Below are 26,613 nucleotides of genomic sequence, written 5' to 3' on the forward strand. Positions count from 1 at the left end.
CTCTAAAACGGCCCCATCTTCTGTAGGAATCAAATAGCTATTTTTCAGACTGCATAAGGCTTTCAAGCTTTTTTTCAATTCTCTCATGAATAATGCAGGCTAAAGGAAAAAATGGTTGATTTACAAAATTGCAAAAACATAGATCACACAAGGGTTAGACCCCTCAATCCCAGACAAAAAATAAAGAAGTGTTGCGAATTGTTGCTTTAAGTGTTAAAGTGTGATTGAGGTAGGCAGTCAACCTTCGTATTAAGGAGACCTATTATCTATGCTCTGCACCTGTCATTATCAAGTCCCTGGTCAGCCCACACTAATCATTAGCTGATTGCCAAAGTCTGTAGATAATCATCATCTCTAACACCCAACTAGCCGCTTTCTTTAATGAGGGAGAAAAGTAAAATACAAGTTCGCCAGCTAGTAACGTTAGAACACCCGATGGTATCTAAGGCATCTTACAACAATAGAATTTAGTCAATTTTTTACTTAACTAATTAATTCAGTCGATAAATCTTGCACTGATCTTGAGACAGCTTTCGTGTCCTTGATCACCGTTAGATCTTGACTGGAGGAGGTTTTGAACGTGAAACTAGAAGGAAAAACCGCTCTGGTAACAGGAGCTTCTCGTGGCATTGGACGGGCCATTGCCCTAGAATTAGCCAAAACAGGCGTAAAACGTCTCTTATTAGTAGCTCGTGATGCTAGAAAATTAGCTCAAGTGGCCGCAGACATCGAACTCATGGGCGTAGACGTGGTGATTCTTCCTTTAGATCTCACTCAATCTGTAGCTGTTAATCAAGCGATCGCCCAAGCTTGGCAAAAACACGGGCCCATTCAGCTTCTGGTTAACTGTGCGGGTGTCGCTTCTCAAACTCCCTTCTTATCGGCCAAACTCTCCCAAATTCAAGATGAACTCTCCCTCAATTTAATGGGTACTTACACTATCACCCGTTTATTGGCCCGACGTATGGCAGTTCATAAAGAAGGAACCATTGTCAATGTCTCTAGTTTGATGGGAAAAATTGCAGCCCCAACTATGGCCACTTATTCGGCCACTAAATTCGCTCTCTTGGGTTTTAGCCAAGCTTTACGGGGAGAACTGGCCCCCTATAACATTCGAGTGGTGGCCTTGCTTCCTTCCCTCACCGATACGGATATGGTTAAAGGTTTAGACTGGTTTCGCTTTATGAAACCTGTGTCTCCCCAAACCGTCGCCCAAGGTTTAGTTAAGGGACTAGAACAAAATACCTCGGAGATTTTAATCGGATGGCAAAGTCATTTAGCTGCCTGGTGCCAACGTTTAGTCCCTTGGTTAATGGAAAAAATCTCTCTGATGGCGGCCCCTTTATCTCCTAAAGAGCGATCGCTGACCTTAACTCAATTTGAGGCAACTTCTCGCATTTAAACCCTTAACTCCTAACTCCTAACACCGAACTCAGGTCTATGAGATTGTAGGATGGGTTAGGCACGGCTATTTAAAGCACATAACCGAAATTTAGGGAACCCGCGTGCCGTAACCCATCATTTATCATCTGCTGGTGATGGGTTACGCTGCGCTAACCCATCCTACAGGTTTTATCTAATCAGGTAAACACAATGTTTTGCCCCTACTTTATTTTTGCTTCAGATAAGCAAATACCGATTTATCCCCAATATCGGGAGGAATGGGTTGAATGACTTTCCGTACAGCAAAGATCATAAACAAAACTGTCCAAGCAGCTAATAAAATTTGCTCCGCCATAACGGGTAACATCCCCATTAAATGCCCTAGCAACAGAAACGGCACTAAGGGGGTGAGAAACTTGGTTTCTAGACGATTAAAACAAAAAGCTTCTTTAAAATAAATTCCCGTTAAAGCCGCAAAAATAAAGCCAATCCCTAATAATGTTAAGGGTTGATTATAGACAAATAAAGCTAAAGGATCTTGACTTTGACTAGCCAATACGATAGCAGAAATCACCCCAATCAACCAAAAGACTTTTAAGACTCGATGCAGAGGAATGAAGTATATGTGAATGGTCAGTAAACTAATTCCTAACCCTACCGCAAATAGGGCAAATAATGGGGTCAGTAAAGGGAGAATAATTTCTTTAGATTCTATTAATAGAATTAAGAGGCTACTTAAGGTAAAACTTAAAGCAGCTAAGACTAATCCTCCTCGATAGACGATAACTCCTTGCCGATCCTCCTCATTAATCTCAAATTGTCCGAATTGTCCTTGATAAATTTGTGGTCGAGTCTCTGTTGTTGTCATAGTTACCTCTTTTCTAACTTAACGTTTAAATCCTATCGCTTTTTTCCGTAATATTACCTATTGTTAAGTTTAATGATAAACTCAATATTAATTTTTTAAATATTTCTTTTATTTTAAGATACAATTATGTTTATTTCTAATAATGGGGTGCAAAATATTCTCCATTCTGACCCCAATTGTAAAATAATGTTATAACTGTAAGTTTTGAACAAAATAAAAAAGCTAGAATAATTATGTTAGTAAGTAAGGCGCTAGGTAGAGAGAAGCAATTAGCGACCGTAATATAGTGTGGAGTGAGGAAGTTAAATAACCCAGAACATTTAGTTTCTGGACAGTCAAAAAACATAGCAGTAGCTATTATCGCTGCTCCTTACACTCTTGGAGGTCAAAATGGTTAACAATTCAGTTAAAGTTATTGCAACAAGTGCTTTAGTAGCTGTTGGTGTATTAGGTTTAGTTTCTGGCGCGAAAGCTGATTCCAAATATCCCCAATACAACATGATTACGGAAGGATTTCCTTCCACTGTTGATTGGGCAAGCAGCCAAGCAATCACCCCCCACGAACAAATTAAGGTAGTTTTTGCCTGTGAATCGAAAGGGGATGGAACTTATATGACAGTGGAAAAAGTGGTTAAAGAAACCGTTGATCCCGATCATTATCCTGTCTATAAAACAGAAGATCTTTCCTCTGAGAATGGTTTGTCTGGAGAGTCTATGATTAACTGGACAGCTACCCTACCTTCTAATAATCCTAAAGGAGAGTACACCCCTGCTAGCCGTTGCGGTACTGTCAGCGCGCGTTTAACCAATCTCGCCTACGCCTTTGGCTTAACCAATCCCACAAATGTGGCTAAAATCGGTGAAGCTAGTCTCGTTGGACGTGTTAATGCAGAAAAAGTTATCTTTATCTCTCATGATCCTATGAAGGCTTCTTCTAGTAATGTGATCTTTACCTTGAAACCCGACAACGCTACTGCTGCTAAGGCTCCCAAAGTTCTTACCCAGTTCCGTACTGGTATTGCTGGAAGTGTTGGTGGTAGTGGAGATCCTGCTACTTTAGCCCCTGTTGTGGAATAAGCCAAATATCGGAAAGAATGCTTCAACATCTCTTATTCTTTCCCTTTTGATCCCCTAGAGGGTGGGTTTTTGCTCCTACTCTCTATTTTTCTGTCTATTTTTTTTGTTAAATAAATATTAAAGTTAAACCATTAACTCAAAAATATGGTATAATATCGAGCAGGCTAAGAAGTAAGAAAAGTGTTAAGAATCTTTGTCTACGGAACCCTAAAACCTGGAGAGCGTAACTATCCGGTTTATCTGGATAAACGGGTGATAGAGTCACTCAGAGCTTACACTCCTGGAATTCTTTACCACCTTAGTTTAGGTTATCCGGCCATGACCACAGGGCAAGACATAGTCAAAGGATATCTACTCACCTTGGCTGATGAGACAATTTTAGATAAATTGGATCAACTCGAAAATTATTCTCCTTGGCGATCGCCACAAGAGAACAGTTACCTCAGACAAAGACTACAAGTGTATGCTCCAAATGGACAAGATTTAGGGAAAGCTTGGAGTTATGTGATGAGTTCGACTAACGTCGAAAAATGGCAGGGTAAGTTGATTGAATCAGGATGGTGGACTCAAACTACTGAGCATCAGGTGGAATCTCAACCATGGGACGATTAAGGGCGATGGTTAAGGAATCAACTTCTACATCAGTAGGGAGAGGAGAGTTTTGTGCGTGATAAGGGATAAGAGAATTATCCCGCCACCAAAGATTAGAAACAAGTCCTACCACTAACGCAGCTAGAGCAAAACCCCCTACTAGAGTCAAGCGTCGGACTCGGTGCTGACGATCTATTGACGCAAAAACCAGATCAGACAACGGTTGTGTCTCTGGGGAACTTGTAGGAACTGGAACCGTCGGGATTTCTCGTTGTAGTCGTAAAAGTTGAGTGTATAATTGGTGAAACTGAGGATCAGTGTCAAGCAATTGCTGGACTTGCTGGCGTTCTGCGGCTGTTACTTCCCCATCCATATAGGCACTTAACAACTCAAAACGCTCGAACTGATTATTCATATCTGTGGCCTCATCAAATGAGGGCCCATTGTCTGATTCATAATTAGACATCTTGATTGACCTCTCCCAGAAGCTAAACCAATAGGGTTGGTTGCGGAGACGGATGCTATTAATAGCAATGTCTTGACACTCCTCACTGATCGTCAAAGTTGAGATAGATAACTTAGTCTAGATAGGGTTGCAGCACTGACTGTAACTTAGCTCTAGCTCTGGCAATACGGGACTTAACTGTTCCTAAAGAAACCCCTGTCATTTCAGCGATTTCTTCGTAGGCTAGACCGTCAATTTCTCGTAATACTATAGTAGTACGAAAAGCTTCAGGCAAATCAGCGATCGCTAATCTCAACCGATCATAAAATTCGCGGGTGGCCAAATTATCATTAGGACTGGGATAATCTGAGACAATATCCCATTCAATTTCCCCATCATCAACACGACGAGGCGCGTCGAGGGAAACTGGATGACTAACCCGCTTGCGCTTACGCAATTCATCATAAAACAAGTTAGTGGCAATACGACTCAACCAGCCACGAAACTTCATAGGTTCGTTGAGACGCTTGATATTACGGTAAACCCGAATCCAAACTTCTTGTGCCAAATCGGCCCTATCTTGCCAATCGGGGGCTAGATGATACAAAATTCTGTCTACATGAGACTGGTAGCGGTTTAATAGTTCAGCGAATGCTACCCGATCAGGATTAAAGCCTTCCTGACAGCGTAAAATCAGATCGTAATTTGAGAGTTTTTCGGGGGACAGCTTAGACTGAGATTGTTTCCCTTCGGCTGTTAACCAGGATGCAGAAATTGCTTGACTCATGAGCTTACCGGATTCGTAATTACTCCTCACATTAACAGAGGAAGACCCATAAGCCAAACATAAAGTTCCCAGTTTTACTTGTTTTACTACTGGGTTCGCTTTAATCAAGAGCTAAAGATTTGAGTAAATTAGTCATTTTCTCAAAAATATCCTGACGTTGAGTCTGTTCTAGGGGATTTCTACCGGGAACTGTAGGACGATCAATATAACGTTGAATCCCTTCTTTTACCTGTTTAGTAATCAAGGTCTGAAGATCTTCTTTTGCTCGTTGACGTTGATAGTCAGCCCCTTCTTCTGTAGTAGCATAAAGGGGAGGCAAGCGATTGAGGGCATAAGCGGCAATATCACCTACATCTAATTCGCCTTGCTGTTGTGCGGCAATTTCTTTGATAGAACTGATAGCTTCGCTTAAGACTAATTCTTCCATGACATTAATAAATTGTTTGCGTGGCATGGCGACTACTTCCCCATTCAATAAAGCTGTCATCAGTCGATCTAACCCCATATACTCCTCTAGAGATAGTTCTGAGACTGACTCACAAAGTCTGCCTATCTCGGTTTCCATTGTTGGGGTCAGATAGCCCTCTTTTAAGGCCCGTTCGACAATATTTTGAATACTCATCAGAAATTTGGGTAGAAACCCCGTCGTAGAACGACGGCTTTATATTTCGTGACTTTGGGTTTACAATTAAGGCAGCCACATTGACCTTAAATGGCGGGTGAAACTCCCCGTGGTGGGACACTCAGTTAAAAGACAAGCAAGCGATGGAGTGTCAAAAGGCTTATTGTATAAGTAATAAGTAATGAATTGTAGGGGCTAGTTTTAACGACAAACATTTCAGGTATTGGGTTTAAGATAAACTAATGCTTGTCGCCAAACTAAAATAGTCTGATTAGCTTCATCGGATAAACATAAACATTGGACATCTTGCCACAGAATAGTTCCCGTTAATAGTTCCTGTGTGGTTAACTTAATGTTAACCTTTGTTTTATCCTTAATAAACCGTTGAACTTGGCGGATGCTTGGTAGTCCTGTATCAAATTCAGCCATGATTTGAGGGGTCAAGGTTTGGGGTCATTCTTATTATCGGGCATCTCTTGTATATCCTTCTCAGTTGATTGATAATTATTTATGGTGTCCCAATCTTAAATTATTATGCTTGAAGTTACCAAATATCACGGACTAGGCAACGATTTTATTTTGATTGATAACCGTTCGAGTCAAACTCCCTTAGTCTCTCCTGAACAAGCTATTAAAATGTGCGATCGCCATTTTGGTATTGGGGCAGATGGGGTAATTTTTGCCTTACCTGGAGTCGATAATACTGATTATACCATGCGGATTTTCAATTCTGATGGTTCAGAACCTCAAATGTGTGGTAACGGAATTCGCTGTTTAGCGCGTTTTTTGGCTGAATTAGAGGGCGGGGAATCTATCGGTAAGACCTACCGCATTCATACTTTAGCCGGGGTCATTTCTCCTCGGATAGAGGCTCAGGGACAGGTTAAAGTAGATATGGGAACCCCTTATCTCATGGCCCAAGAAATTCCTACTACTTTAGGAACCCCTCAAGATAAGGTCATTAATCAACCTTTGAGTGTGGGGGGACAATCTTGGTCGGTTACTTGTGTCAGTATGGGTAATCCTCATTGTATCACCTTTGTGGATGATGTGGCGGCTATTGACTTAGAAAGTATTGGGCCTAAGTTTGAACATCATCCGGTCTTTCCTGAACGGACAAATACAGAATTTATTGAAGTAGTACGACCTGATTATCTTAAAATGCGGGTTTGGGAACGGGGGGCTGGTATTACTTTAGCTTGTGGAACGGGGGCCTGTGCTTCTGTTGTTGCTGGTGTTTTGACCGGAAATTGCGCTCGCCATTGTACTGTAGAATTGCCTGGAGGTTGTCTGACTATTGAATGGTCAGTTGTTGACGGACGACTCTATATGACAGGGCCTGCTGAAAAAGTATTTACGGGTCAATATTAAACAACAATTACTGTTGAAATCTTTTTGAGTGAATTAAAGTAAAGAAGATGCTATTAAACTATAATCCTCGCCATTGTTTACCATCTGCTGAAGATTTACCCGACTCTGATGATACACCTGTGGATAATCAATTACAAGTTTTAGTTCCTCAAATTCTTCAAGTAATTCTGGCCATGCTTTGGTCAGAAAGACAAGATTGGTATTTTGGGATTAACATGGGAATCTATTATAATCCTAAACAACCAACGGATGTAATTGTTCCTGATGGTTTTTTAAGTATTGGAGTTCCCCGCATTATTGATTCAGATTTACGGTTATCCTATGTTTTATGGGATGAACAAGTTATCCCTACAATGGTTTTAGAAGTGGTTTCTCAAACTCGACGGCAAGAATATACTAAAAAGAAAGAAGATTATGCAAAAATGGGAGTTTTATATTATGTGATTTATAACCCATTACGGAAGCGTAAACCCCGTTTAGAAGTTTATGAATTAAACAATGAAGAATATGAGTTATTGCAAGGGGAACCCGTTTGGTTATCTGAAATTAATTTAGGAATAGGGAGAGAAACAGGTGTTTATCAAGGGGTATTAAGAGAATGGTTATATTGGTATGATCAACAAGGTAAACGGTATTTAACCCCAGAAGAAAAAGCATTAGAAACTCAACAACAACTATTGGAAGCTCAACAACAAGTATTAGAAGCTCAAGAAAGAGCAAAAATATTAGAAGAAAGACTTAGAAATTTAGGGATTAATCCCAATGAATTATCATAGATATTTACAGTATTTATAGCAATAAGTCAACTTTAAGTGGTAAAAAAAGTGAAAGTAATTCAATTTGTTGTGGATGAAAAAGGAGAGAAAAAAGCGGTTCTAATTGACTTAAACGAATGGGGGGAACTTTGGGAAGATTTTTATGATATTGCTGTCTCTCGCGCTAGAAAAAATGAATTAGAAATTTCTTGGGAAGATTTAAAAGCAGAAATAGAACAGGAGAGTAAAACAGACAAATAATCCCGCAGTGAAGCAAGGTATTTATTAATCTTTCCAAAATTTATCATTTAATAAAACATCTAATTCACTAGAAAATGGACAAATATTAGGGAACAAAGTATCATATTCAATTCTCATATTTTCTAATGCTTCTTGATAACAATCATGATAAATGTCTCGTAAATAATTGCGTAAATTAGGGGAATCTGTAAGAATATCTCTTAATTTAGATTGGGTTCTTCTCATGGTCACTTCCCAACCTCGATAACAATCTTTAAGGGGAACGTATTGACGTTTAAGCGCATGTTCAAATAGAGTAATTAATCTATGTTTTAATTCTCTCCTATCTTTTCGAGTCAACCCTTCAACCTCTTGAATCAAATTTTCCCAGTCTAAAGCTTCTGTATTTCTTGTGTTTAATTTGTTTACAGTATCTTGAACCCAAAGATCAAAATCTTGATCATAAAGCGTTTTTATCGAAGTCTCAACCATAATATTTCTCCCTATGTGCATGAGATTCATTTAATTATAGCCTAACCATTAATAAGGATAATAATACCCATATTTATGATTGTGTGCTGCAGGATGGACACAGGAAGTTGTCCGCTAAGTAACTGGACAAAAATAAACGTTACGGTGAAGTGAGCAGGGGAGCGCCGGAGAGGGGTTACAACCTAGTTACATTTCTTAACATAGTATTGTTTATTTATGTCCGACTACTTATACAGTGACGTAAGCAAACGCTGATCAGTTAGTGATGGGAGGGGTTCCCAAACAGGACATTGTCTTAGCTTATCATGTCCCTCATCTGCAACAATACACAGAGTTTGCGATGAGGTAAAGACATAAATTTTAGAATCAGCAAAAAGATCCATTCCTCTTGAGAATCCATTGATCCCCATTATGATTTATTATGGAACTTACCTATTAACTTAGGAAACAAATTTTGCTATGCTAAGAATAGGTAAAATCAAATTTACGCGCCAGCCTGTAGAAACAATTCGTGAATTGTCTCTACCAAAACACATAATTTTTAGTAGGGTTGTGTAAGTTTTGTTGGACTTATCTAGGGAAATTATCTTTAGGGGCTTAATAAGCTTAAATTACTGTATTTAACCTGCTAATTGTTGTTTATTTCCTAATCATTAATCAAGCTAAGGTTGTTATAAATATGAGTCGCTTTCTTTACGAAACATCTATTTCTTATAAGGGCTATTTAATTATTCCTTTTTTATTAGCAAGAATGGGAGGACAGATGATTTATTCTTATGCTTTACTGGCTGAAGAAGGATATAAAAATGATTTACATAAAGCCATAAATCCTTCAGAAATATGTTCTAATAATCTTAAAGAAATGATAAAAATTGCTCAACAGCATATTAATGAACAGGAAAAATCATCTGATTTAGAAAAAAATGATTATTTTGAAGAACGTTATACTTATCAAAATAATTTAATCATTATTCATCAAGAGTATCAAAAATGTTTTTATGATCATTATCCTCCCAATGAATTGAGAAATATTGCTGCACCGACTTTATTTCTTGATGCTAATGATTGTATGAATTGGATTCAACAAAAATTATCACGTCATCAAGTAAAATGGGCATGATAGCAAATCTATTTTAGTTTTCTTGGTGAAAGGGGAGAGTGTGTAGGGTGGTGATAACTAAAGCTTATAATTCGTAGGGTGGGTTAGACGCAGCTATGATTTTGCAGTAAAAACGGCTCAATTTTAAGGCCCGTTCTAACCCACTATCTTCAGTATTATAGCTCCGACATACATTTTATACCAAAATGTCGGGAGAGCCTATTATTTTTATGGGTTAGAGGAACGGCTATCGAATGTTATATTAAACATTGGGATATCAATTTTTAGTAGGCTATTAAATTCGGCGGTAAGCATCGTTAACCATAGAAATAAAATGGTTATACAAAAAATGTTTATAGCATTAAAATGAGCCAATTTTTATCCTTTATCCCGTAAAAAGTCAAGTATAATTTAAGTAAAATTCAGGTTAAAAAAATGGTGCAAGCTTTATCAAAAATACTAACATTAGAGGAGTTTCTACAACAACCAGAAGCTAAACCCGCTAATGAGTATATTGACGGTAAAATTATTCAAAAACCGATGCCACAGGGAAAACATAGTATCATTCAAGGAGAGCTTATAACCACTATCAATAGTGTTTTGAAGCCTAAACGCTTAGGGCGTGCTTTTGTTGAACTACGTTGTACTTTTGGAGAACGTTCTATCGTTCCTGATGTTTCTGTTTTTACTTGGGAAAGAATTCCTCGTGACGAAAATGGAGAAGTTTCTAATACTTTTATGATAGCTCCTGACTGGACTATTGAAATTTTATCTCCTGCACAAAGTCAGACAAAAGTAACTAAAAATATTCTCCATTGTCTCAATAATGGAACTCAAATTGGTTGGTTAATTGATCCTAAAGAAAAAACGATTTTTGTTTATTTTTCTCAAGGACAAACAGAGGTATTTGATCAACCAGATCAAATCCTTCCAGTTCCTTCTTTTTCTCATAATATTAATTTAAGTGTAGGGTCTATATTAGATTGGTTATTAGAGTAAATATATCAGTTTTTTAGGGTCAATTCATGAATTGACCCTACAGATAGTTTTAATGAGTAAATTTTGTTGCTATTATTAGGTAAGATAATTAAGAGCGATCGCTTAGTAAAAAAATGAAAGGACTCTGGTTAGAAAACAATCGATTACAATTAAAAACTGATCTACCTATTCCCGAACCTGCTAATAATGAAGCTTTAGTAAGAGTTCTACAAGCAGGAGTCTGTAATACGGATTTAGAATTATTACGGGGTTATTATCCCTATCAAGGTATTCTCGGTCATGAATTTGTCGGCATTGTTGAAAAAGGGCCCCAACATTTAATTAATCAACGGGTTGTTGGTGAAATTAATGCGGTTTGTGGTGAATGTCGTTTCTGTTTGGGAGGTTCACCTACCCATTGCGAAAACCGTAGCGTTTTAGGTATCGTTAATCGTAACGGGGCCTTTGCTGAATATCTCACTTTACCTGTCAATAATTTACATAAAGTTCCTGATAATATAAGCACAGATGTGGCAACTTTTACCGAACCTTTGGCAGCAGCTTTAGAAATACAACAACAAATAAAAATAGGAGAAAATCAACGGGTTTTAGTAGTAGGAGATGGTAAATTAGGACAATTAGTGGCGCAAACTTTAGCCTTAACTGGATGTGATTTATTAGTTATTGGTCGTCATCCCGAAAAATTAGCTAATTTAGCCGTTAGAAACATTAAAACCGGGTTAGAAAATGAGCTAAAAGAAAGAAGTTTTGATATTGCCGTAGAATGTACAGGAAACCCCGCAGGATTTGAGATTGCTCGTCGTTCTTTATCTCCTCGTGGTATTTTGGTTTTAAAGAGTACCTACGCAGGAAAATTAACCCTAGATGCTTCGGCTTTGGTAGTCGATGAAATTACGGTTATGGGTTCTCGTTGTGGACCCTTTGTTCCTGCATTAGAATTATTAGCTAATAACCGAGTAGATGTTGCTTCTTTAATTCAAGCTCGTTATCCTTTAATTGATAGTTTAAAAGCCTTTAATCATGCTCAACGTCGAGGGGTATTAAAAGTATTAGTTGAGGTTAGTTCCTAGGGGTCAATTAGAGTAAATGAACAAGAGGAAGTTATGCAAATTACCACTAGCTGGATGCAAAAGGGACTTGAACAGGGACTTGAACAGGGACTTGAACAGGGACTTGAAAAAGGACTTGAACAGGGACTTGAACAAGGACTTGAACAGGGACTTGAACAGGGACTTGAACAAGGACTTGAACAGGGACTTGAACAGGGACTTGAACAAGGCGCAGAACGAGAAAAAGAGTTAATTGTACGTCTTCTTAAACGCAAGATAACACCAATTGATGCCAACTTAGAAGCAACAATAAAAGCCTTGGATTTGGATAGTATTGAAGCATTAGGAGAGGCATTATTAGATTTTTCAACTGTGGAGAATTTGAGGTATTGGTTAAACAATCAAGCCAAAAACAGCTAGTAAGCTATTACGCATTTAAAATGGTTATGAACAATCGAACCTAGGTAAGTAGTTTTATAGTATTAAGCACCTACAAAAAAAGACAGGTAAAAATACCTGTCTTAATCTTTCACACAGAAAAAGAAACCTTACTTGATGCTAACTTTAGCACCAGCTTCTTCAAGTTGTTTCTTGACATTTTCAGCATCATCTTTGCCAGTAGCTTCTTTAACAGCTTTAGGTGCCGACTCAACTAAATCTTTAGCTTCTTTGAGGCCTAAACCAGTGATAGCGCGAACGACTTTAAGGATAGCAATCTTCTTGTCGGCCGGAACATCTTCGAGAACTACGTCAAATTCTGTTTTCTCCTCTTCAGGTTCAGCCGCAGCAGCAGGACCAGCCGCGCCAGCAGCCATCATCATCATGCCACCAGCAGGCGCAGCAGCACTAACCCCAAATGCTTCCTCAATTTGTTTTACTAATTCAGAAGCTTCTAACAGGGTCAAAGATTTTAGCTTTTCTAGAATTTCATCAGTTGCAGCAGACATAGTTTACTCCTTGACAATAAATCAAAAAATTGGATAATCAGACAAACACAATTTAAAACAAGGGCAGAGTTTTTAAAGACTTTGCCCTATTCTTTAGCCGCAATCGCACCAACAACACGACCCAAAGAACTGGGTACTTCGTTGATACCACGAGCCACAGAGGACGGCACTTCGTTGATACCCACCGCCAGTTTAGTAGCGATAGAATTGATAGCACCAGCAATTTGAGCGATTAATTCCTCTTTGGACGGTAAATCCGCGATCGCTTTGACTTGCTCCTCATTAAGAGCTTGCCCCTGCATTACGCCACCGCGAAATTCAGTCTTCTTGGTGTCTTTCTTAAATGCCTGGTAAGCTCTAATAGCACCGCCGACATCGTCTTTGACGAGAACAAAGGCTGAGGAACCCGATAAAAATTGGGTCATCGGTTTCCAAGTCTCGTTTTCTTCAACAGCTAAGCGCATAAAGGTATTTTTAGTCACCTTACACACAGAACCCGTTGGACGCAGACGGTTACGCAAGTCGGTAATTTCGGCAACGGATAGCCCTTTATAGTCAACTACAAAGGCTAATTGAGCGTCAGTCAAGAGTTCCTTGATTTGCGCTATTACCGTCCCTTTATTTTCCCTGGTTCTTCCCATTGTCTTCTCACCTCCTTGATGTTGTAGTTTTGGGAAAGTTTACCCACGGGCAAAAAATTAGCCCCTAGCTTTTCGCCGGGGCCGAAATTAGGTCAAGCCAGCCAAAAAAGGTTAATTAGTTCCTTTTTTATCACTGTTGTTACCTTACTTCAAGCTTTAAACCTCGGCAGGACATTAAGCGTTTATTGCCCCTGCTGTCTTTGGCGTAAACCTTTAACAGTTATCAGTTATCAGTTATCAGTAAAGAATGATCCTTGATAACTGTTTACTGTTTTAATTGTAATGGGTAGTTAGATCATGCCTCTAACAGTTTTAGATCCCGCAAGGCATTTATGTCAACTGGGATTGATGGCCCCATAGAAGCGGAGACATAAACACTGCGCCAGTAACGTCCTTTGGCACCGGAGGGACGGTTACGATCAACAGTTTCTTGTAGGGCTTTGAGATTAGCCAGTAAATCTTCTGGGGTGAAGGATGCCTTTCCAAACATAACATGAACAATCCCAGTTCGATCAGCCCGGAATTCTAATTTCCCTGCTTTAAATTCGGCGATCGCATTGACTAAATCACTGGTGACGGTTCCCCCTTTGGGTGAAGGCATTAAACCTCTTGGCCCCAATAAACGACCTAATTTAGCCACTTTAGGCATCATATCAGGGGTAGCGATTAATACCTCGAAATCCATCATTCCTTTGAGGATTTCTTCAATTAATTCTTCTGAACCAACAATATCGGCTCCCGCATTACTAGCTTCTTGAACTTTTTCCCCTCTGGCAATAACAGCAACCCGTACTTTTAGTCCGGTTCCTTTGGGTAAGGAAACCGTTGTCCGTAATTGTTGATCCGTATATTTAGGGTCAATTCCTAGGCGAATATGGGCTTCTGCTGATTCATTAAATTTAGCAGTTGCCGTATCTTTAAGCAATTGGAGAGCTTCTAAAGGTTCATAAGTTTTGCTTTGATCGACTTTCTCTAAGGCTGCTTTGAATCGTTTTGAGTTTTTTTTGGTCATGTTTTCTCCGAGGGTAAATAACGAAGCAATGCCTCTCCCCTTCCAATAAATAAACAAAATTAGTCTTTGATGGTAATACCCATGTTACGGGCAGTCCCTGCAACAATATTCATGGCCGCATCAATGTCATTGGCATTGAGATCGGGCATTTTGGTTTGAGCAATTTCCCGCAGTTGAGTGGTGCTAATACTGCCTACTTTGGTCTTATTAGGCTGATTAGAACCTCTTTCGACTCCGGCTGCTTTACGGATCAAAACTGATGCAGGAGGGGTTTTTAAGACAAAACTGAAGCTTCTATCTTCATAGACAGATATTTCCACAGGAATGATCATTCCTACCTGATCAGCCGTTTTGGCATTGTATTCTTTACAGAATGCCATGATGTTCACCCCATGTTGACCCAAGGCCGGGCCGACTGGGGGAGCGGGGTTCGCTTTTCCTGCGGGTAGGGCTAGTTTAATAATGGCCGAAATTTTTTTCATCGCTAATCGCTAATTTTGCTTCTCAACTTGATTAAATTCTAGTTCAACTGGGGTATCTCGTCCAAAAATCGAGAGTAAAGCTCTGAGTTTACTCCGTTCTGGGCTAACTTCCACCACTTCTCCTTCAAATTCTTTAAACGGCCCTGAAAGCACCAGAATTTTATCACCAATTTCCATGTCGATTTTGACGACTGGTTCTAGTATTTCAATTTGTCTAAAGATTCGTTCCACTTCGGATGGGTTAAGTGGCACTGGTTTAACGTGGCCCCTGCCTCTACCATATCTTCGTTTTTGTTCTGCTCCAACGAAGTTGATAACATTCGGGGTATTTTTGACGACTTGCCAAGCATCATCGTCCATAATCATTTTCACCAGGACATAGCCAGGGAAGACTTTTTCATCTCCATGCTGACGGGAGCCGTCTTTACGGACTTTAATAGTAGGCGTTTTCGGAATTTGTACCTGTAAGATGCGGTTAGCCACATCTAGGGTATGAATTCTCTGTTCTAAGTTAGCTTTAACCCGTTTTTCACAGCCAGAAGCGACTTGAACGGCATACCAGCGAGCCGCTTTTTGCTGTTGTTCGAGTTGCTCTAGTTCGGGCGATGAATCTTGGGCAAAACTCATTAAAATACCTTCCCTGATCCCCAACTGAAGAGATTATCAACTAAATAAATGACTGTAGCCACTAAGCTAACCATTAAAATTACGGCCGCTGATTCGCTGAGAAGTTGCTGTCTAGAGGGCCATACAACTTTAACCAGTTCTTCTTTGGTCTCGTTCACAAGATTGGCTAATTTCGATTGGCTATTTGCTTGTTGAACCTCGCTTTTGTCTTTTTTTGACCCGTCTTTTTTAACCACTGTGTTTCCTCCCCAACGTAACCGTTGTCAGTCTTTTCTAGTTGGCTGATTGTTCAACCCTTAAAAACGCGCCCTGGAGGACTTGAACCCCCGACATCAGGTTTTGGAGACCTGCGTTCTACCAACTGAACTAAGAGCGCACATCCTGAACTATAACTGAGGTTTATGCTCTGACTTTTTTCAATTATAGCGCAAGGTGACTCTTTTTTGTTCTTTTGTTTAGGCGGTTGTGGGATCTTTTTATAAGGGGCGATCAAATCGTTGCCGGATGCGGGTGGCTTTCCCGACGCGATCGCGTAAATAATAGAGTTTGGCTCGGCGTACTCTGCCTCGACGTACTATAGTAATACTGTCAATCCGTGGGGAGTGTAAGAGAAAGACTCGTTCTACTCCTACTCCTTGGAATACTTTACGGACGGTAATGGTTTCGCTAATACCTCCATTACGCATGCTGACTACTGTCCCTTCATAGGGTTGAACTCGTTCTTTTCCTCCTTCTACAATCTTCACACCTACCCGAATGGTATCACCTACGTGAATGGTCGGTAAGGTGTGATTAAGATATTCTGCTTCTATGTCATTGATGATTTTTTCGGCGTTCATAGTTTGGGTAAAAACTCACAATTTTTCATTATACCTTATTTTAGAACAATAGGGGAGGGAACAAGGGTGGACAGAGTTAGTAGGGGCGAATGGCCATTCATTGGTGTCAACTTAGTCCAAAACGCTGACAGGCTAAAGCCTGTGGCTATACCAACGAAGTCCGACGAGCGCGGACTTTCTGTACAAAGCCAGCCTATGCTGGCTTTGTACAGTTAACCCCACCCTTGGCAGGGTGTGGGTGGGATGGTGGGAAAGCTTGTGTGTCTTGGGGTTTAATTTTAAGTTGACACTAATGATGGCCATTCCCCCCTACTAAGGACAGTGAGTTAGAATAGCAAATAATAACTGGGATTCGTTATTAGTTAATATTTTCTATTATTTAACCTATTTTAAAATTAATATGGGAGTCGGCCAATTATCATTTCGTCGTATTCTATTATCTCGCTTATTATTAGTAAGTGTTCCCGTTTTATTGATGGGAGTTTATGTCACTTATCGTAAAGCCCGTTCTGCTTTTTTGGAAACAGCAAGACAAAATTTAACCCAAAGTTCCATTCGTCAAGGTGAAAGTATTCGTCAGTCTATTGAAGGGTTACAAGGAACCTTAGTAACCGCTAGTGATAGTGTGGTTCTTAAAGCTGGATCTCTACAGGATAAGCAAAAGTTTATTGAACAACTTACTACTACACTGGCCACAGAAATTAAATGTATTCAATTAAAAAATTTAACGAGTCAAAAATTAATTGCTAACACTTGTCAAAAATCTCCTTTGACTTCTAATAATAAAACTTTGTGGCCCAAAAAACAAACTCAATTATTAACGAGTCCTGAGCAGATTATTATTCAACTTTTGCCTCCTAAGAAATCTTCTTTTAATTCATCGAATCAGTCTCAGTTTGTTTTATTATTAACAGCACCTGTTTATGACAGTCAAGGACAATTAAGATATGCGCTAAAAATTCAATCAACTTTGCTCAAAAAAAATAAAATTAATCCTGGTTTTCTCACAGGATATCCCGTCATTATCACTCAGTATGGAGTAATTTTAGTCCATCCTTTATCGGAACGCATAGGACATAACATTAAACAGGAAGATGATACAGATCGTATTGAGAGTTTAATGGGAAGGGCCATCGCTGGACAACCCAATTTTTTACATTTATTTTCTCTGGACAAAAATGGCTTAGAAGTAGTAGCAGGTTATAGTTCGATTCCCAGTCCAGTGACTCAAGATAAAGGAGAAAAATGGGTCATTCTAGCGGTTTCTCCCTTAGAATATGCCCTTTCTCCTTTATCAGAAATTAAACGAGTCTTATTGTGGATGATTTTTGCTTTAGCAATGGTCAGTTTGTTAGCTATTCTTTATATTGCTTGGGAGTTATCCCGTCCGGTAGAAAAGTTACGAGATTATGCTCTTAATAAAGATACTATTAATGCTAAAGAAACTATCCCTATTAACTTTAAAATTCGGGAATTAAATCAATTAGGTATGGCTATTAATGATATGGTTGAACGACTAAAATTATGGGGTGAAGAAATTGTATTATCATGGCAAGAAGCACAAAATGCTAACCGTCTTAAAAGTGAGTTTTTAGCAACAACATCTCATGAATTAAGAACTCCTCTTAATGGAATTATTGGCTGTATCCATATTATCAAACAGGGGTTTTGTGATTCTCGTGAAGAAGAATTAGAATTTTTGTCACAAGCTGAAGAATCTGCTATTCATCTATTAAAAATTATTAATGATGTTTTAGATTTGGCTAAAATTGAAGCGGGTCATCTTTCAATTAAAATTGAACTTTGTGACATTAATCAGTTATTATTAGAAGTGGTTTATCTACAAATTGCTCCTATTCAAACTAAAGATTTAACGTTAAATATTATTGATAATAAACAAGAAATTTTTGTTAATGCTGATCCTTCCAAACTTAAACAAGTTATTCTAAATATTATTAGTAATGCGATTAAATTTACGGATAAAGGAAGTATTACAATTGCCACTGAAATAAAAATCAAAGATGATAATAAACAGGTATATATTATAATCAAAGATACGGGAATTGGGATTGATCCGGCCCAACAAGATAAACTTTTTCGTCCATTTGTGATGATAGATGCTTCCAAAACCCGTAAGTATAGCGGAACGGGCTTAGGCTTAGCAATTTCTCGTAATTTTATGGAATTAATGGGAGGTACTATTACGTTATCCAGTCCAGGGTTAGGGTTAGGAACAAGAGTCGAAATTTGTTTACCATTAGTAACAGGAGATGTCAAGGAATAAATGTTAGATAATTTTGTCTTAAGTTCTTTAATATTTTTGGCTCAAATACCGAGTCAAGAACAGCAATTTATGGTATTAAAAAAGCAATTAGAACTTTATGGTTTTCAAGTATTAATTGAGTTACCTCCACAACAAGGGGCCTATGGATTATTAAGACCTGATGCTAAAAAAATCTGGATTAACCCTGTAGTTTTTGATTTACAAATTGCTGTACCTACGTTAATTCATGAAGGGACTCATGCGGCTCAAGTTTGTGCAGGTAAAGGTAAAATAACTTTATTAAATCTTGACCTTGAACCAATTAATTATGCTCGACCTTTTTTTAATCGTTATCAAGATATACATAGAAAAGATTTAGAAAGGGAAGCTTATACTGTCCAAACTCAACCGAATGCTTTTGAATTAGTTTTGTCCCTTCTAAAAAAACATTGTAAATAAGTAATTTGAAAGAATTAAACTTAGGAGAAATATGTAATGGAAGAATTATTAGAACTCAAGGATTTGCTATTAGCAGGAAATATCGCTGATGCTTTGCTAATGGTGGAGGAAATGACGGAGATGAGCAAAGATGACAAAATTAATAAGATATCAAGCTATGCTAAAATACTCTTGTTACATTTGATTAAAAGAGCAGCAGAAAAACGCTCTACTCGTTCTTGGGATTTATCGATTGAAAACGCGGTTTATGAAATTCAGAAAACCAATAAGCGACGCAAAGCAGGTGGCAATTATTTGTCATCTGAGGAGTTGAGACAGGCAGTAGAAAATGCCTATAGAATTGCTTTATCGGGTGCGGCAGTCGAAGCTTTTGAGGGTCGTTATGAAGTTGAAGAAATTGCTTCTATGGTTGACCGTTCTGAAATTATTAAACAAGCGATGCAGTTAATTTTAGCAACAGTGGGGGAATAAATCAGCGATCGCACTAGATTCGAGGAGGATGTTCACCCAGTTTAACCCACATTTTACGAACTCGAATCATTTGAGGACAGTTTAAGGTATATTTTGCTCTGGTCTTTAAGATATTAAGGTAATCAATTTGTTGTAATAAGTTATCTAGGGTTATTTGTTCTTTTGTAGAAAGTTGATCATTAATATTTTTAGCGAGTAATTCATTAAGTTTAGCTTGAGTTTTTGGCACTAAACTACTGTTAGCGAGGGCTTCTAATTCCTCAATACTTAAATCTGTTAAACGTTCATTATCTAAATTCATCGGTTTTATTGATTTTGTTTGATTACTCTATTTTAGCTTGGGTAATCCTTCTGTAAAGAATGGGGTTATGATGGTTGGGTTTCGTTCCTCAACCCAACCTACAGATTAGCGATCGCATTGTTTGATGTACTCTAAAAGAGTTTCTGCTAAAATATATTAACCAGTAAAAGAGGTAAATTATGGTTCAAACCTCCACTAAATTTGTTACTTTCGATGATTTTATTACCTGGTATCCCAACACAGGCCAACGCTATGAACTCCATGACGGAATTATTATTGAGATGCCAAAACCCACAGGAAAACATTCAAATGTCACAGGTTTCCTCATAGAAGAATTAATTTTCAATATTAAACAGATAGGGAAGCGAGGCATTTGGACAATTCCCAGGGAATCTATTGTTAAGCCTAGCAATGAAAAGTCTGGCTATGAACCGGATATTATTATTTTAAACCAAGAATTGATTATTAATGAGCCACGTTGGGAGAGTGAATCAATTATTGAAAATGCAGAGTCAGTTAAACTTATTGTAGAAGTTGTTAGCACTAATTGGCGGGATGATTATTTCAAAAAACGGGCTGATTATGAAGAAATGGGTATCCCTGAATATTGGATTATTGATTATGCTGCTTTAGGGGGACGTAATTTTATTGGTAATCCTAAAGAACCGACAGTATTTATTTATCAATTAATTGATGGGGAATATCAAGTCACTCAATTTAAAGGTGATAATTGTCTAGTATCACCTACTTTTCCAGATTTAGATCTGACAGTTAAGCAAATTGTTCAAGTAGGACAATAAACTATAAGGAACACAACTTGTGAGAATCATGGATTTATGTAAAAAAGCCTCCGGCGGGTTTATCTAGTTTTCTTGTGAGAATCATGGATTTATGTAAAAAAGCCTCCGGCGGGTTAAGAAAAACCCGCCCCTACTACAAATTTTAGGTAATTAACTTTGTGTCCCTACTTATTATCTACTAATCTCTAATATACTCTTAATATGATATAATTACCGATGACCAATTATAGATAAGGAGTGAACAATGCAAGGGAAATTAAAAGTATTCTGCATAACAGTGTTGATGTTCTTAATGATTTTCTTTAAGCAGCCAATCACACAAGCACAAGTGACTCAAGGGATTACCTGTGATAAGTCACTTTTTCAAGAGAGTCAGCTTTCTATTAATACTAAACAAGCGAAAGAAAAATTTATCAATTTAGCAGACTCATTTCACGAAGATTCTAATGTGGATATCATTTTTGAAGTCCCCATTGAAAAAAAATCACCCGCCGAAATTGAGCAAAGAATCACTGAAGGAAAATCCAATTATTTTATCCTTGATAAAAATGGATTGACTCCCGAATCTGATGGTTTTTCTCAACTTTATCAATCAACAGATGGAGAATGGAAAAAAACGATTAAAGTAACAACCAATGAGGCTAATGGTAATTCAATTATTCCCTATATTCAAATCTTTTATGAAGATAATTATGGGGGAGTTATTCGCATTAAACCCTATGGCAATCCTTCAGCACCTGCCTTTTTATCTCATTTAAAAATGCCTCATGGGACTCTCTACTTTAAACAAGATGCTCAAGGAGATTTATCCTGGTCAAATGAAGCTTTTAAGGTTTATGGATTAATGCCTCTTCCTAAAGCTCCTAAAGAGGTAAAATTGCCAGATGGGGTAACATTTGGAACACCCGAAGCAGAGTCTTTTTTACAACAGTGCTGGACTTTTAAAACTCACGTTCCTCTGGCAAGTCTTTAAAGTTAATTATCATATTAAGAATCCTCGCCGTAGAACGGCGAGGGAGTGTTAAGCAGGAACGTCTACAGTTTCTTTCCCTGCTAAATCAAAGGCTTGATGCACAGCTTTTAAGGCTTTGACACCATCTTCTTTCCCCACCACACAACTAATTTTAATTTCTGAGGTGGCGATCATTTTAATGTTGATTTTTTCCCTAGCTAAAGCGTCAAAAAACTTGGCTGCTACCCCTGGTTGTCCCACCATACCAGCCCCCACAATACTCACTTTAGCAATGTCCGTATCCACCGTCACCTCATCAAAGTCCATAGCCAAGGTTTCTAAGGCGATACGGGCGGCTTCTACATCGATTTGGGCAACCGTAAAGGCAATGTCACGGGTGGGCATTCCCTTGATAATACGACAACGTTGGGATTGAATAATGGTGTCTACACTGATGTTTTTTTCCGCTAAAATGCCGAAAATATTAGCAGCCATCCCCGGACGATCTTTAACATGACGGATGCCGATTTGAGCTTGTTTCGTATCCAATGCTACCCCACGCACAGGGAGACAACTATCTATTGATTTGCACGACACCGGATGAGTAGATAATTCCACCTCAAAAGCATCACATAAAGCTTGAATCGCGCGATCGCCATTTTCTTGAGCAATAACACAACTTACTTTAACTTCCGAGGTAGCAATCATTTCAATGTTAATACCCGCCTCGGCCAACGTTTTAAACATCTTAGCGGCAATTCCTGGCCGGCCAATCATTCCGGCCCCGGCAATCGCAATTTTAGCTACCCCTTTTTCTACTAATACCTCTGCTTCATGAGTATTAGCCAGTTGAGTACGTAAAGCAGGGGCAATAGCTTCGGCCACTGCTTCAGCTTGGGTTAAGACATTTTTCATCACAGTAAAGGCGATATCATTGGTATTGCCTTCATGGATGGATTGAATAATTAAGTCTACATCGACCTTTTGATGGGAAATTTCCCCAAATAAGCGGGCCGCAATACCTGGCCTATCAGGAACTCGTAATAAGGCCACTTTTGCTTGATCACCGTCGAATTCCACCCCATCAACCGCTTTAGTAAGTTCTAACCCTTCTAAAGATCTCGCCTTTGGTATAGGAGAATTAACCCAAGTTCCTGGGGCCTCACTCCAACTTGAGCGTACTACTAAAGGAATTCCATAATTACGGGCAATTTCCACGGCCCGGGGATGTAATACTTTAGCCCCTAAACTGGCTAATTCTAACATCTCATCAGAGGTGATTTCTGCCATTAATTGGGCATCTGGGACAATTCTGGGGTCAGTGGTGAGGATACCGGGTACATCAGTGTAAATTTCGCAATAATTGGCTTTTAAAGCTGCTGCTAGGGCAACTGCCGAAGTATCAGAACCCCCACGACCCAAAGTCGTAATTTCTAGATCATCTCCGGTACTAATACCTTGAAAACCTGCGACAACTACAACTTGACCCAATTCTAGATGTTTTTGGATACGATCAGGTTTAATGGAAAGGATACGGGCGCGACTATGTTGCGCTTCGGTGACAATGCCCACTTGGGCCCCAGTTAGAGAGATGGCCGGTTGTCCTAACCCTTGCAGGGCCATACTCATCAGGGCGATGGAAACCTGTTCTCCTGTGGATAGTAACATATCCATTTCTCGACGAGACGGATTAGAGGTGATTTCTTGGGCTAAATTGACTAAAGTATCAGTAGTTTTGCCCATAGCCGAGAGAACAACTACTACTGCGTTACCCCCTTGGGCCGTTTTTTGGATGCGTCGGGCTACTATTTGTATCCGTTCTACTGAACCAACAGAAGTGCCTCCATACTTTTGGACAATTAAAGCCATAATTTTGTCTAGATTCTATGACAGGAAAAATAATAATCTATCAATCAATAAGTTAGCAAAATTTACAGGTCATGGTAGATTTTTTGTTACATTTGATCATATAGAAGAAGACGGTAAGGGCGGGTTTTTTACATAAATCAATGATTCTCACAAGCAAACTAGATAAACCCGCCGGAGGGTTTTTTACATAAATCAATGATTCTCACAAACAAACTAAATAAACCCGCCCCCTATTATTAAAGCATTACGACTATATCACAACCCGCCAGTACTATTTATTTCAAATGGCAAAACTTAGTCTAGGAACTCGATTATTTTTATCTCATTTACTGGTTATGGTAGTAGGATTAGGCAGTTTTATTTGTATTGCTAAGTTATCTTCTCCTGGTATGTTTATTGTACGGTTAGAACAATTAGAAAGACGAGGATTGTTTACTGTTCGTTCGGCTCGGACTTTATTAGTAAAAGGCTTTGAAACTGCTTGGGATAATAGTGCTGTTTGGTCGCTTATTTCTGGTGCTAGTGCCGCCGGAATACTCAGTTATTGGGCTTCTAAACGGATTATGAAACCTTTAAATCAAATGAAGGACATCACCCAAAAGTTAGCCGCAGGAAATTTACATGAAAGGATGCCAGTTAGTGAGATTCCTGAGTGGAATCAATTGGGCAATAGTTTTAATTTAATGGCTAGTAGTTTAGAGAATGTGGAGCAAAGAAGACGAGAATTAATTGGCGATATGACTCATGAATTACGAACCCCTTTAACGGTTATTAGAGGTTATTTAGAAGAATTAGCTAGTGGCTCAATAGAACCATCTTCCGAGCTTTATTTACGCTTAGTTAAAGAAACCAGACGTTTAGAAAGATTAATTCATGATTTGCAAGAACTTTCTCAAGTAGAAGCAGGATATTTATCAATTAGTGTCCAGCCGATTTCTTTGGTTCCTTTATTAAAATCATTAGTAGAAAAATTTGCCGATCAAATTATGGATGATGGCCCCATAATTAAATTAGATTATTCCTCAGATTTACCTCCGGTTTTAGCAGATAGCGATCGCACCGAACAAATTTTAGTTAACTTATTAGGAAATGCCATTCGTTATACAGAAAAAGGAACAATTACGGTTCAAGCTTGGCGCAATCGTCATCGAGTTTGGATTGCTGTTACCGATACAGGAATTGGCATTAAACCAGAAGATTTACCCTTTGTTTTTGAACGATTTTGGCGCGCCGATAAATCCCGATCAAGTTATTCTGGAGGTACAGGAATTGGACTAGCAATTACACGTCGTCTGGTAGAATTGCAAGGAGGAACAATTGAAGTTGAAAGCGAAGTCGGAAAAGGCAGTATCTTTCGCTTTTTTCTTCCCGTTGCCTGAGAAAATTTTCACCTAATACTAGATAAATAAAGATATTTTATATAATTATTGGATTGTCAAAAAATGTGGTATAATGCTCCTGATAATATAGAAATAAACTCCTCAGATATTCATTTATGGCGGAGGAAATTGGAATCATCAGATCAGGAAATTAAGACTCTTTTTAATATCCTCAATGAAGAAGAACAAACTAAAGCCAAAAGATTTGTATTGGCACAACATCAAAGACGGTTTATCGTAGCTAGAACTACCCTTAAAATCATTTTAAGTAATTACTTAAAGATAGCTCCTAATCAAATAAAATTTGAATATAGTTCCCGTGGTAAACCCACACTTATTAAAGACATAAACCCCAATAAATTAGAATTTAATGTGTCTCATTCAGAAGAATTAGCACTTTATGGAATTACCCGCGATCGCTTAATAGGAGTAGATGTAGAATATAATAGTCCTATACCCGATGCCGAACAACTAGCCAAACGCTTTTTTTGTCCCCAAGAATATGAAATAATTCGTCCTTTAACTTCCCCAGAAAAAGAACAAACATTTTTTCAATTATGGACAGCAAAAGAAGCCTATTTAAAAGCAACAGGAGAAGGAATATCAGGGGGATTAGATCAAATTTTCGTATCCTTAAAGACAAAGCCTAAATTTTTAGCCCTTCCCCACAGTGGAAAACCCTTGACAGACTGGACATTATTCACCCTAACCCCTCAAACGGGATATCTAGCATCTGTTGTTGTTCAAGGGAACCACTGTGCCTTAAAATATTGGGAACTCAATCAATCAGTTTTTTAGGTATTATCCTCCTTAACAATTATTCCCAAATCGTGTATAATTGATAATAATTTATTGTCTAAAGACCTCATGACAAAAATTTTACTCACAGGTAGTAACGGACAACTCGGTCAAGAGTTACAATACACCCTCAAACCATTGGGAGAGGTCATTGGAATTACTCGTCAAATGATGGACTTGTCCCAACCAGATCAAATTCGTCAAACTATCCAAAAAAATCAACCTAATATTATTGTTAATTCGGCCGCTTATACGGCTGTAGATAAAGCGGAAAGTGAACCAGATTTAGCCTTTGCTATTAATGGAATAGCTCCTACTATTATGGCAGAAGAAGCTCAAAAAATAGGAGCTTTTTTGCTACAGGTTTCTACCGATTATGTCTTTGATGGAACTAAAAATACCCCTTATTTTGAAACTGATACCACTCATCCTCTTAGTATCTATGGACAGTCTAAACTAGCCGGAGAAAAAGGTATAGAAAAACACACTAATGCTTATGCTATCTTAAGAACAGCTTGGGTTTATGGAACCTATGGAAAAAGTAATTTTGTCAAAACTATGCTAAAGTTAGGGCAAGAAAGAGAACAACTACGTATCGTGGCTGATCAAGTGGGTAGCCCAACTTATGCTCAAGATATTGCTAATGCGATCGCTAATTTATTAGCAAATTCCAACGTAAGAAATACCTCTGAAATTTATCATTTTACTAATAGTGGAGTCGCTAGCTGGTATGATTTTGCTGTAGCCATTTTTGAAGAAGCTCAAACCCTTGGTTTTCCGATAAAAGTTAATCAAGTTGTTCCGATTACAACCTCTGATTATCCGACTCCTGCTAAACGTCCTGCTTATTCAGTTTTATCAGGACAAAAAATTACCTCTATCTTAAGGAATTATGCTCCTTATTGGCGTAATTCTCTCAAACAAATGCTCAAACAAATGTTAGAGCAATGAGCCTGAAAGCGATTATTATTGTTACATAATTAGTAAAGAATAAA

Annotated in this window: 34 protein-coding genes, 1 tRNA gene and 1 other annotated feature; of the genes, 19 read left to right on the forward strand and 16 right to left on the reverse strand. The window is 38.5% G+C overall.

Translation table 11 applies throughout. The features are described 5' to 3' along the window. Positions 1–580: 580 nt before the first annotated feature. Positions 581–1,402, forward strand: a complete 822-nt coding sequence (locus AsFPU1_RS14500; protein ID WP_124975473.1) for an SDR family NAD(P)-dependent oxidoreductase — start codon at positions 581–583, stop codon at positions 1,400–1,402. Between the two features lie 207 nt (positions 1,403–1,609). Here AsFPU1_RS14500 and AsFPU1_RS14505 read toward each other — a convergent pair whose 3' ends face one another. Next, positions 1,610–2,251 (reverse strand): DUF2301 domain-containing membrane protein, encoded by a 642-nt coding sequence (locus AsFPU1_RS14505; RefSeq protein ID WP_124975475.1) that lies wholly within the window; start codon positions 2,249–2,251, stop codon positions 1,610–1,612. A gap of 390 nt (positions 2,252–2,641) precedes the next feature. Between AsFPU1_RS14505 and AsFPU1_RS14510 the strand changes: the two genes are divergently transcribed. After that, the gene (locus AsFPU1_RS14510) at positions 2,642–3,328 is read left to right on the forward strand and encodes a COP23 domain-containing protein (RefSeq protein WP_124975477.1); all 687 of its coding nucleotides are present in this window, start codon (positions 2,642–2,644) and stop codon (positions 3,326–3,328) included. Positions 3,329–3,508: 180 nt separating this feature from the next. Continuing rightward, positions 3,509–3,940, forward strand: a complete 432-nt coding sequence (locus tag AsFPU1_RS14515) for a gamma-glutamylcyclotransferase family protein (RefSeq protein ID WP_124975479.1) — start codon at positions 3,509–3,511, stop codon at positions 3,938–3,940. Here AsFPU1_RS14515 and AsFPU1_RS14520 read toward each other — a convergent pair. The 4 genes from AsFPU1_RS14520 to AsFPU1_RS14535 form a co-directional block, all read right to left on the reverse strand. After that, positions 3,900–4,385: an anti-sigma factor family protein gene (locus tag AsFPU1_RS14520; protein ID WP_124975481.1), complete on the reverse strand. Its 486-nt coding sequence runs from the start codon at positions 4,383–4,385 to the stop codon at positions 3,900–3,902. The genes AsFPU1_RS14515 and AsFPU1_RS14520 overlap by 41 nt on opposite strands. A gap of 112 nt (positions 4,386–4,497) precedes the next feature. Next, positions 4,498–5,151, reverse strand: coding sequence for a sigma-70 family RNA polymerase sigma factor (locus tag AsFPU1_RS14525; RefSeq protein WP_124975568.1), 654 nt, complete (start codon positions 5,149–5,151; stop codon positions 4,498–4,500). A gap of 100 nt (positions 5,152–5,251) precedes the next feature. Next, complete coding sequence (locus AsFPU1_RS14530) at positions 5,252–5,773, reverse strand: late competence development ComFB family protein (protein WP_124975483.1); 522 nt, start codon at positions 5,771–5,773, stop codon at positions 5,252–5,254. A gap of 216 nt (positions 5,774–5,989) precedes the next feature. Next, a complete protein-coding gene (locus tag AsFPU1_RS14535; protein WP_124975485.1) occupies positions 5,990–6,202 on the reverse strand; it encodes an Hfq-related RNA-binding protein in 213 nt (70 codons plus the stop codon). A gap of 105 nt (positions 6,203–6,307) precedes the next feature. Between AsFPU1_RS14535 and dapF the strand changes: the two genes are divergently transcribed. The 3 genes from dapF to AsFPU1_RS14550 are packed head-to-tail and all read left to right on the forward strand — an operon-like array spanning position 6,308 to position 8,160. Next, positions 6,308–7,144 (forward strand): diaminopimelate epimerase, encoded by an 837-nt coding sequence (dapF, locus tag AsFPU1_RS14540; protein WP_438357518.1) that lies wholly within the window; start codon positions 6,308–6,310, stop codon positions 7,142–7,144. A gap of 47 nt (positions 7,145–7,191) precedes the next feature. Then, positions 7,192–7,920 (forward strand): Uma2 family endonuclease, encoded by a 729-nt coding sequence (locus AsFPU1_RS14545; RefSeq protein ID WP_124975489.1) that lies wholly within the window; start codon positions 7,192–7,194, stop codon positions 7,918–7,920. Between the two features lie 48 nt (positions 7,921–7,968). Beyond that, positions 7,969–8,160 (forward strand): hypothetical protein, encoded by a 192-nt coding sequence (locus AsFPU1_RS14550; RefSeq protein ID WP_124975491.1) that lies wholly within the window; start codon positions 7,969–7,971, stop codon positions 8,158–8,160. Between the two features lie 24 nt (positions 8,161–8,184). On the opposite strand, the gene AsFPU1_RS14555 is transcribed toward AsFPU1_RS14550, so the two are convergent. After that, a complete protein-coding gene (locus tag AsFPU1_RS14555) occupies positions 8,185–8,631 on the reverse strand; it encodes a DUF29 domain-containing protein (protein ID WP_172957515.1) in 447 nt (148 codons plus the stop codon). A 262-nt stretch (positions 8,632–8,893) separates the two neighbouring features. On the opposite strand from AsFPU1_RS14555, the gene AsFPU1_RS14560 reads away from it, so the two are divergent. The 5 genes from AsFPU1_RS14560 to AsFPU1_RS14580 all read left to right on the forward strand — a co-directional run bounded on the left by AsFPU1_RS14560 (position 8,894) and on the right by AsFPU1_RS14580 (position 12,198). Further along, positions 8,894–8,980 (forward strand): element excision factor XisI family protein, encoded by an 87-nt coding sequence (locus AsFPU1_RS14560; RefSeq protein ID WP_265415811.1) that lies wholly within the window; start codon positions 8,894–8,896, stop codon positions 8,978–8,980. Positions 8,981–9,310: 330 nt separating this feature from the next. Beyond that, a complete protein-coding gene (locus AsFPU1_RS14565) occupies positions 9,311–9,751 on the forward strand; it encodes a hypothetical protein (RefSeq protein WP_124975493.1) in 441 nt (146 codons plus the stop codon). 414 nt (positions 9,752–10,165) lie between these two features. After that, positions 10,166–10,729, forward strand: coding sequence for a Uma2 family endonuclease (locus AsFPU1_RS14570; RefSeq protein WP_124975495.1), 564 nt, complete (start codon positions 10,166–10,168; stop codon positions 10,727–10,729). Positions 10,730–10,842: 113 nt separating this feature from the next. Next, positions 10,843–11,799: an MDR/zinc-dependent alcohol dehydrogenase-like family protein gene (locus AsFPU1_RS14575; RefSeq protein ID WP_124975497.1), complete on the forward strand. Its 957-nt coding sequence runs from the start codon at positions 10,843–10,845 to the stop codon at positions 11,797–11,799. 33 nt (positions 11,800–11,832) lie between these two features. Continuing rightward, positions 11,833–12,198: a DUF4351 domain-containing protein gene (locus tag AsFPU1_RS14580; protein WP_124975500.1), complete on the forward strand. Its 366-nt coding sequence runs from the start codon at positions 11,833–11,835 to the stop codon at positions 12,196–12,198. Positions 12,199–12,326: 128 nt separating this feature from the next. Here AsFPU1_RS14580 and rplL read toward each other — a convergent pair whose 3' ends face one another. The 8 genes from rplL to rplS form a co-directional block, all read right to left on the reverse strand. Continuing rightward, a complete protein-coding gene (gene rplL, locus AsFPU1_RS14585) occupies positions 12,327–12,725 on the reverse strand; it encodes a 50S ribosomal protein L7/L12 (RefSeq protein ID WP_124975502.1) in 399 nt (132 codons plus the stop codon). Between the two features lie 86 nt (positions 12,726–12,811). Then, complete coding sequence (rplJ, locus tag AsFPU1_RS14590) at positions 12,812–13,366, reverse strand: 50S ribosomal protein L10 (protein ID WP_124975504.1); 555 nt, start codon at positions 13,364–13,366, stop codon at positions 12,812–12,814. A gap of 93 nt (positions 13,367–13,459) precedes the next feature. Beyond that, positions 13,460–13,588: a sequence feature (ribosomal protein L10 leader region), on the reverse strand. Between the two features lie 73 nt (positions 13,589–13,661). Continuing rightward, complete coding sequence (gene rplA, locus AsFPU1_RS14595; protein ID WP_124975506.1) at positions 13,662–14,378, reverse strand: 50S ribosomal protein L1; 717 nt, start codon at positions 14,376–14,378, stop codon at positions 13,662–13,664. A 59-nt stretch (positions 14,379–14,437) separates the two neighbouring features. Then, complete coding sequence (gene rplK, locus AsFPU1_RS14600; RefSeq protein WP_124975508.1) at positions 14,438–14,860, reverse strand: 50S ribosomal protein L11; 423 nt, start codon at positions 14,858–14,860, stop codon at positions 14,438–14,440. Positions 14,861–14,869: 9 nt separating this feature from the next. Further along, positions 14,870–15,487 (reverse strand): transcription termination/antitermination protein NusG, encoded by a 618-nt coding sequence (nusG, locus tag AsFPU1_RS14605; RefSeq protein WP_124975510.1) that lies wholly within the window; start codon positions 15,485–15,487, stop codon positions 14,870–14,872. Then, positions 15,487–15,723 (reverse strand): preprotein translocase subunit SecE, encoded by a 237-nt coding sequence (gene secE, locus AsFPU1_RS14610; protein ID WP_124975512.1) that lies wholly within the window; start codon positions 15,721–15,723, stop codon positions 15,487–15,489. The genes nusG and secE overlap by 1 nt, the downstream gene beginning before the upstream one ends. A gap of 67 nt (positions 15,724–15,790) precedes the next feature. Then, positions 15,791–15,863: transfer RNA gene (locus AsFPU1_RS14615), tRNA-Trp, on the reverse strand. A 100-nt stretch (positions 15,864–15,963) separates the two neighbouring features. Beyond that, on the reverse strand, positions 15,964–16,326 hold the full coding sequence (gene rplS / locus AsFPU1_RS14620; RefSeq protein WP_124975514.1) for a 50S ribosomal protein L19: 363 nt from the start codon (positions 16,324–16,326) through the stop codon (positions 15,964–15,966). Positions 16,327–16,726: 400 nt separating this feature from the next. Between rplS and AsFPU1_RS14625 the strand changes: the two genes are divergently transcribed. From AsFPU1_RS14625 to AsFPU1_RS14635, 3 genes are read left to right on the forward strand one after another with little or no spacing between them, the layout of a single operon-like run. Then, positions 16,727–18,610, forward strand: coding sequence for a sensor histidine kinase (locus tag AsFPU1_RS14625; RefSeq protein ID WP_124975516.1), 1,884 nt, complete (start codon positions 16,727–16,729; stop codon positions 18,608–18,610). Beyond that, positions 18,611–19,048 (forward strand): hypothetical protein, encoded by a 438-nt coding sequence (locus tag AsFPU1_RS14630; RefSeq protein ID WP_124975518.1) that lies wholly within the window; start codon positions 18,611–18,613, stop codon positions 19,046–19,048. It begins immediately after the preceding gene. Positions 19,049–19,084: 36 nt separating this feature from the next. Next, complete coding sequence (locus AsFPU1_RS14635; protein WP_124975520.1) at positions 19,085–19,519, forward strand: DUF29 family protein; 435 nt, start codon at positions 19,085–19,087, stop codon at positions 19,517–19,519. Between the two features lie 13 nt (positions 19,520–19,532). Here the strand turns inward: AsFPU1_RS14635 and AsFPU1_RS14640 are convergent, their stop codons facing one another. Next, the gene (locus AsFPU1_RS14640) at positions 19,533–19,820 is read right to left on the reverse strand and encodes a hypothetical protein (protein ID WP_124975522.1); all 288 of its coding nucleotides are present in this window, start codon (positions 19,818–19,820) and stop codon (positions 19,533–19,535) included. Between the two features lie 179 nt (positions 19,821–19,999). On the opposite strand from AsFPU1_RS14640, the gene AsFPU1_RS14645 reads away from it, so the two are divergent. After that, positions 20,000–20,620 carry a Uma2 family endonuclease gene (locus tag AsFPU1_RS14645; RefSeq protein ID WP_124975524.1) on the forward strand — a complete coding sequence of 207 codons (621 nt, stop codon included), beginning with the start codon at positions 20,000–20,002 and terminating at the stop codon, positions 20,618–20,620. A 244-nt stretch (positions 20,621–20,864) separates the two neighbouring features. Then, a complete protein-coding gene (locus AsFPU1_RS14650) occupies positions 20,865–21,593 on the forward strand; it encodes a hypothetical protein (protein ID WP_124975526.1) in 729 nt (242 codons plus the stop codon). A gap of 48 nt (positions 21,594–21,641) precedes the next feature. Here AsFPU1_RS14650 and AsFPU1_RS14655 read toward each other — a convergent pair whose 3' ends face one another. Next, entirely contained in the window at positions 21,642–23,441 is a 1,800-nt protein-coding gene (locus AsFPU1_RS14655) for an aspartate kinase (RefSeq protein ID WP_124975528.1), read from the reverse strand. 284 nt (positions 23,442–23,725) lie between these two features. Between AsFPU1_RS14655 and AsFPU1_RS14660 the strand changes: the two genes are divergently transcribed. From AsFPU1_RS14660 to rfbD, 3 genes are all read left to right on the forward strand, one after another. Beyond that, positions 23,726–24,820, forward strand: a complete 1,095-nt coding sequence (locus AsFPU1_RS14660) for a sensor histidine kinase (protein ID WP_124975530.1) — start codon at positions 23,726–23,728, stop codon at positions 24,818–24,820. 63 nt (positions 24,821–24,883) lie between these two features. Beyond that, positions 24,884–25,618: a 4'-phosphopantetheinyl transferase family protein gene (locus AsFPU1_RS14665; protein ID WP_124975532.1), complete on the forward strand. Its 735-nt coding sequence runs from the start codon at positions 24,884–24,886 to the stop codon at positions 25,616–25,618. A gap of 69 nt (positions 25,619–25,687) precedes the next feature. Further along, the gene (rfbD, locus tag AsFPU1_RS14670; protein WP_124975534.1) at positions 25,688–26,569 is read left to right on the forward strand and encodes a dTDP-4-dehydrorhamnose reductase; all 882 of its coding nucleotides are present in this window, start codon (positions 25,688–25,690) and stop codon (positions 26,567–26,569) included. Positions 26,570–26,613 lie beyond the last annotated feature (44 nt).

Origin of the sequence: Aphanothece sacrum FPU1 (genome assembly GCF_003864295.1) — a bacterium.
In the GTDB taxonomy this organism is placed as follows: domain Bacteria; phylum Cyanobacteriota; class Cyanobacteriia; order Cyanobacteriales; family Microcystaceae; genus Aphanothece_B; species Aphanothece_B sacrum.

Excerpts from the sequence above, each read along its gene's own strand:
- rplJ (WP_124975504.1), bottom strand. The coding sequence starts at position 13,366 with ATGGGAAGAACCAGGGAAAATAAAGGGACGGTAATAGCGCAAATCAAG.
- AsFPU1_RS14625 (WP_124975516.1), top strand. The coding sequence starts at position 16,727 with ATGGGAGTCGGCCAATTATCATTTCGTCGTATTCTATTATCTCGCTTA.
- rplS (WP_124975514.1), bottom strand. The coding sequence starts at position 16,326 with ATGAACGCCGAAAAAATCATCAATGACATAGAAGCAGAATATCTTAAT.
- rplA (WP_124975506.1), bottom strand. The coding sequence starts at position 14,378 with ATGACCAAAAAAAACTCAAAACGATTCAAAGCAGCCTTAGAGAAAGTC.
- AsFPU1_RS14580 (WP_124975500.1), top strand. The coding sequence starts at position 11,833 with ATGCAAATTACCACTAGCTGGATGCAAAAGGGACTTGAACAGGGACTT.
- AsFPU1_RS14510 (WP_124975477.1), top strand. The coding sequence starts at position 2,642 with ATGGTTAACAATTCAGTTAAAGTTATTGCAACAAGTGCTTTAGTAGCT.
- AsFPU1_RS14565 (WP_124975493.1), top strand. The coding sequence starts at position 9,311 with ATGAGTCGCTTTCTTTACGAAACATCTATTTCTTATAAGGGCTATTTA.
- dapF (WP_438357518.1), top strand. The coding sequence starts at position 6,308 with ATGCTTGAAGTTACCAAATATCACGGACTAGGCAACGATTTTATTTTG.
- AsFPU1_RS14525 (WP_124975568.1), bottom strand. The coding sequence starts at position 5,151 with ATGAGTCAAGCAATTTCTGCATCCTGGTTAACAGCCGAAGGGAAACAA.
- AsFPU1_RS14530 (WP_124975483.1), bottom strand. The coding sequence starts at position 5,773 with ATGAGTATTCAAAATATTGTCGAACGGGCCTTAAAAGAGGGCTATCTG.
- AsFPU1_RS14545 (WP_124975489.1), top strand. The coding sequence starts at position 7,192 with ATGCTATTAAACTATAATCCTCGCCATTGTTTACCATCTGCTGAAGAT.
- rplK (WP_124975508.1), bottom strand. The coding sequence starts at position 14,860 with ATGAAAAAAATTTCGGCCATTATTAAACTAGCCCTACCCGCAGGAAAA.
- AsFPU1_RS14570 (WP_124975495.1), top strand. The coding sequence starts at position 10,166 with ATGGTGCAAGCTTTATCAAAAATACTAACATTAGAGGAGTTTCTACAA.
- nusG (WP_124975510.1), bottom strand. The coding sequence starts at position 15,487 with ATGAGTTTTGCCCAAGATTCATCGCCCGAACTAGAGCAACTCGAACAA.
- AsFPU1_RS14555 (WP_172957515.1), bottom strand. The coding sequence starts at position 8,631 with ATGGTTGAGACTTCGATAAAAACGCTTTATGATCAAGATTTTGATCTT.
- AsFPU1_RS14645 (WP_124975524.1), top strand. The coding sequence starts at position 20,000 with ATGGTTCAAACCTCCACTAAATTTGTTACTTTCGATGATTTTATTACC.
- AsFPU1_RS14655 (WP_124975528.1), bottom strand. The coding sequence starts at position 23,441 with ATGGCTTTAATTGTCCAAAAGTATGGAGGCACTTCTGTTGGTTCAGTA.
- AsFPU1_RS14635 (WP_124975520.1), top strand. The coding sequence starts at position 19,085 with ATGGAAGAATTATTAGAACTCAAGGATTTGCTATTAGCAGGAAATATC.
- AsFPU1_RS14665 (WP_124975532.1), top strand. The coding sequence starts at position 24,884 with ATGTGGTATAATGCTCCTGATAATATAGAAATAAACTCCTCAGATATT.
- AsFPU1_RS14650 (WP_124975526.1), top strand. The coding sequence starts at position 20,865 with ATGCAAGGGAAATTAAAAGTATTCTGCATAACAGTGTTGATGTTCTTA.
- AsFPU1_RS14630 (WP_124975518.1), top strand. The coding sequence starts at position 18,611 with ATGTTAGATAATTTTGTCTTAAGTTCTTTAATATTTTTGGCTCAAATA.
- AsFPU1_RS14660 (WP_124975530.1), top strand. The coding sequence starts at position 23,726 with ATGGCAAAACTTAGTCTAGGAACTCGATTATTTTTATCTCATTTACTG.
- rplL (WP_124975502.1), bottom strand. The coding sequence starts at position 12,725 with ATGTCTGCTGCAACTGATGAAATTCTAGAAAAGCTAAAATCTTTGACC.
- AsFPU1_RS14520 (WP_124975481.1), bottom strand. The coding sequence starts at position 4,385 with ATGTCTAATTATGAATCAGACAATGGGCCCTCATTTGATGAGGCCACA.
- rfbD (WP_124975534.1), top strand. The coding sequence starts at position 25,688 with ATGACAAAAATTTTACTCACAGGTAGTAACGGACAACTCGGTCAAGAG.
- AsFPU1_RS14640 (WP_124975522.1), bottom strand. The coding sequence starts at position 19,820 with ATGAATTTAGATAATGAACGTTTAACAGATTTAAGTATTGAGGAATTA.
- AsFPU1_RS14505 (WP_124975475.1), bottom strand. The coding sequence starts at position 2,251 with ATGACAACAACAGAGACTCGACCACAAATTTATCAAGGACAATTCGGA.
- AsFPU1_RS14535 (WP_124975485.1), bottom strand. The coding sequence starts at position 6,202 with ATGGCTGAATTTGATACAGGACTACCAAGCATCCGCCAAGTTCAACGG.
- AsFPU1_RS14575 (WP_124975497.1), top strand. The coding sequence starts at position 10,843 with ATGAAAGGACTCTGGTTAGAAAACAATCGATTACAATTAAAAACTGAT.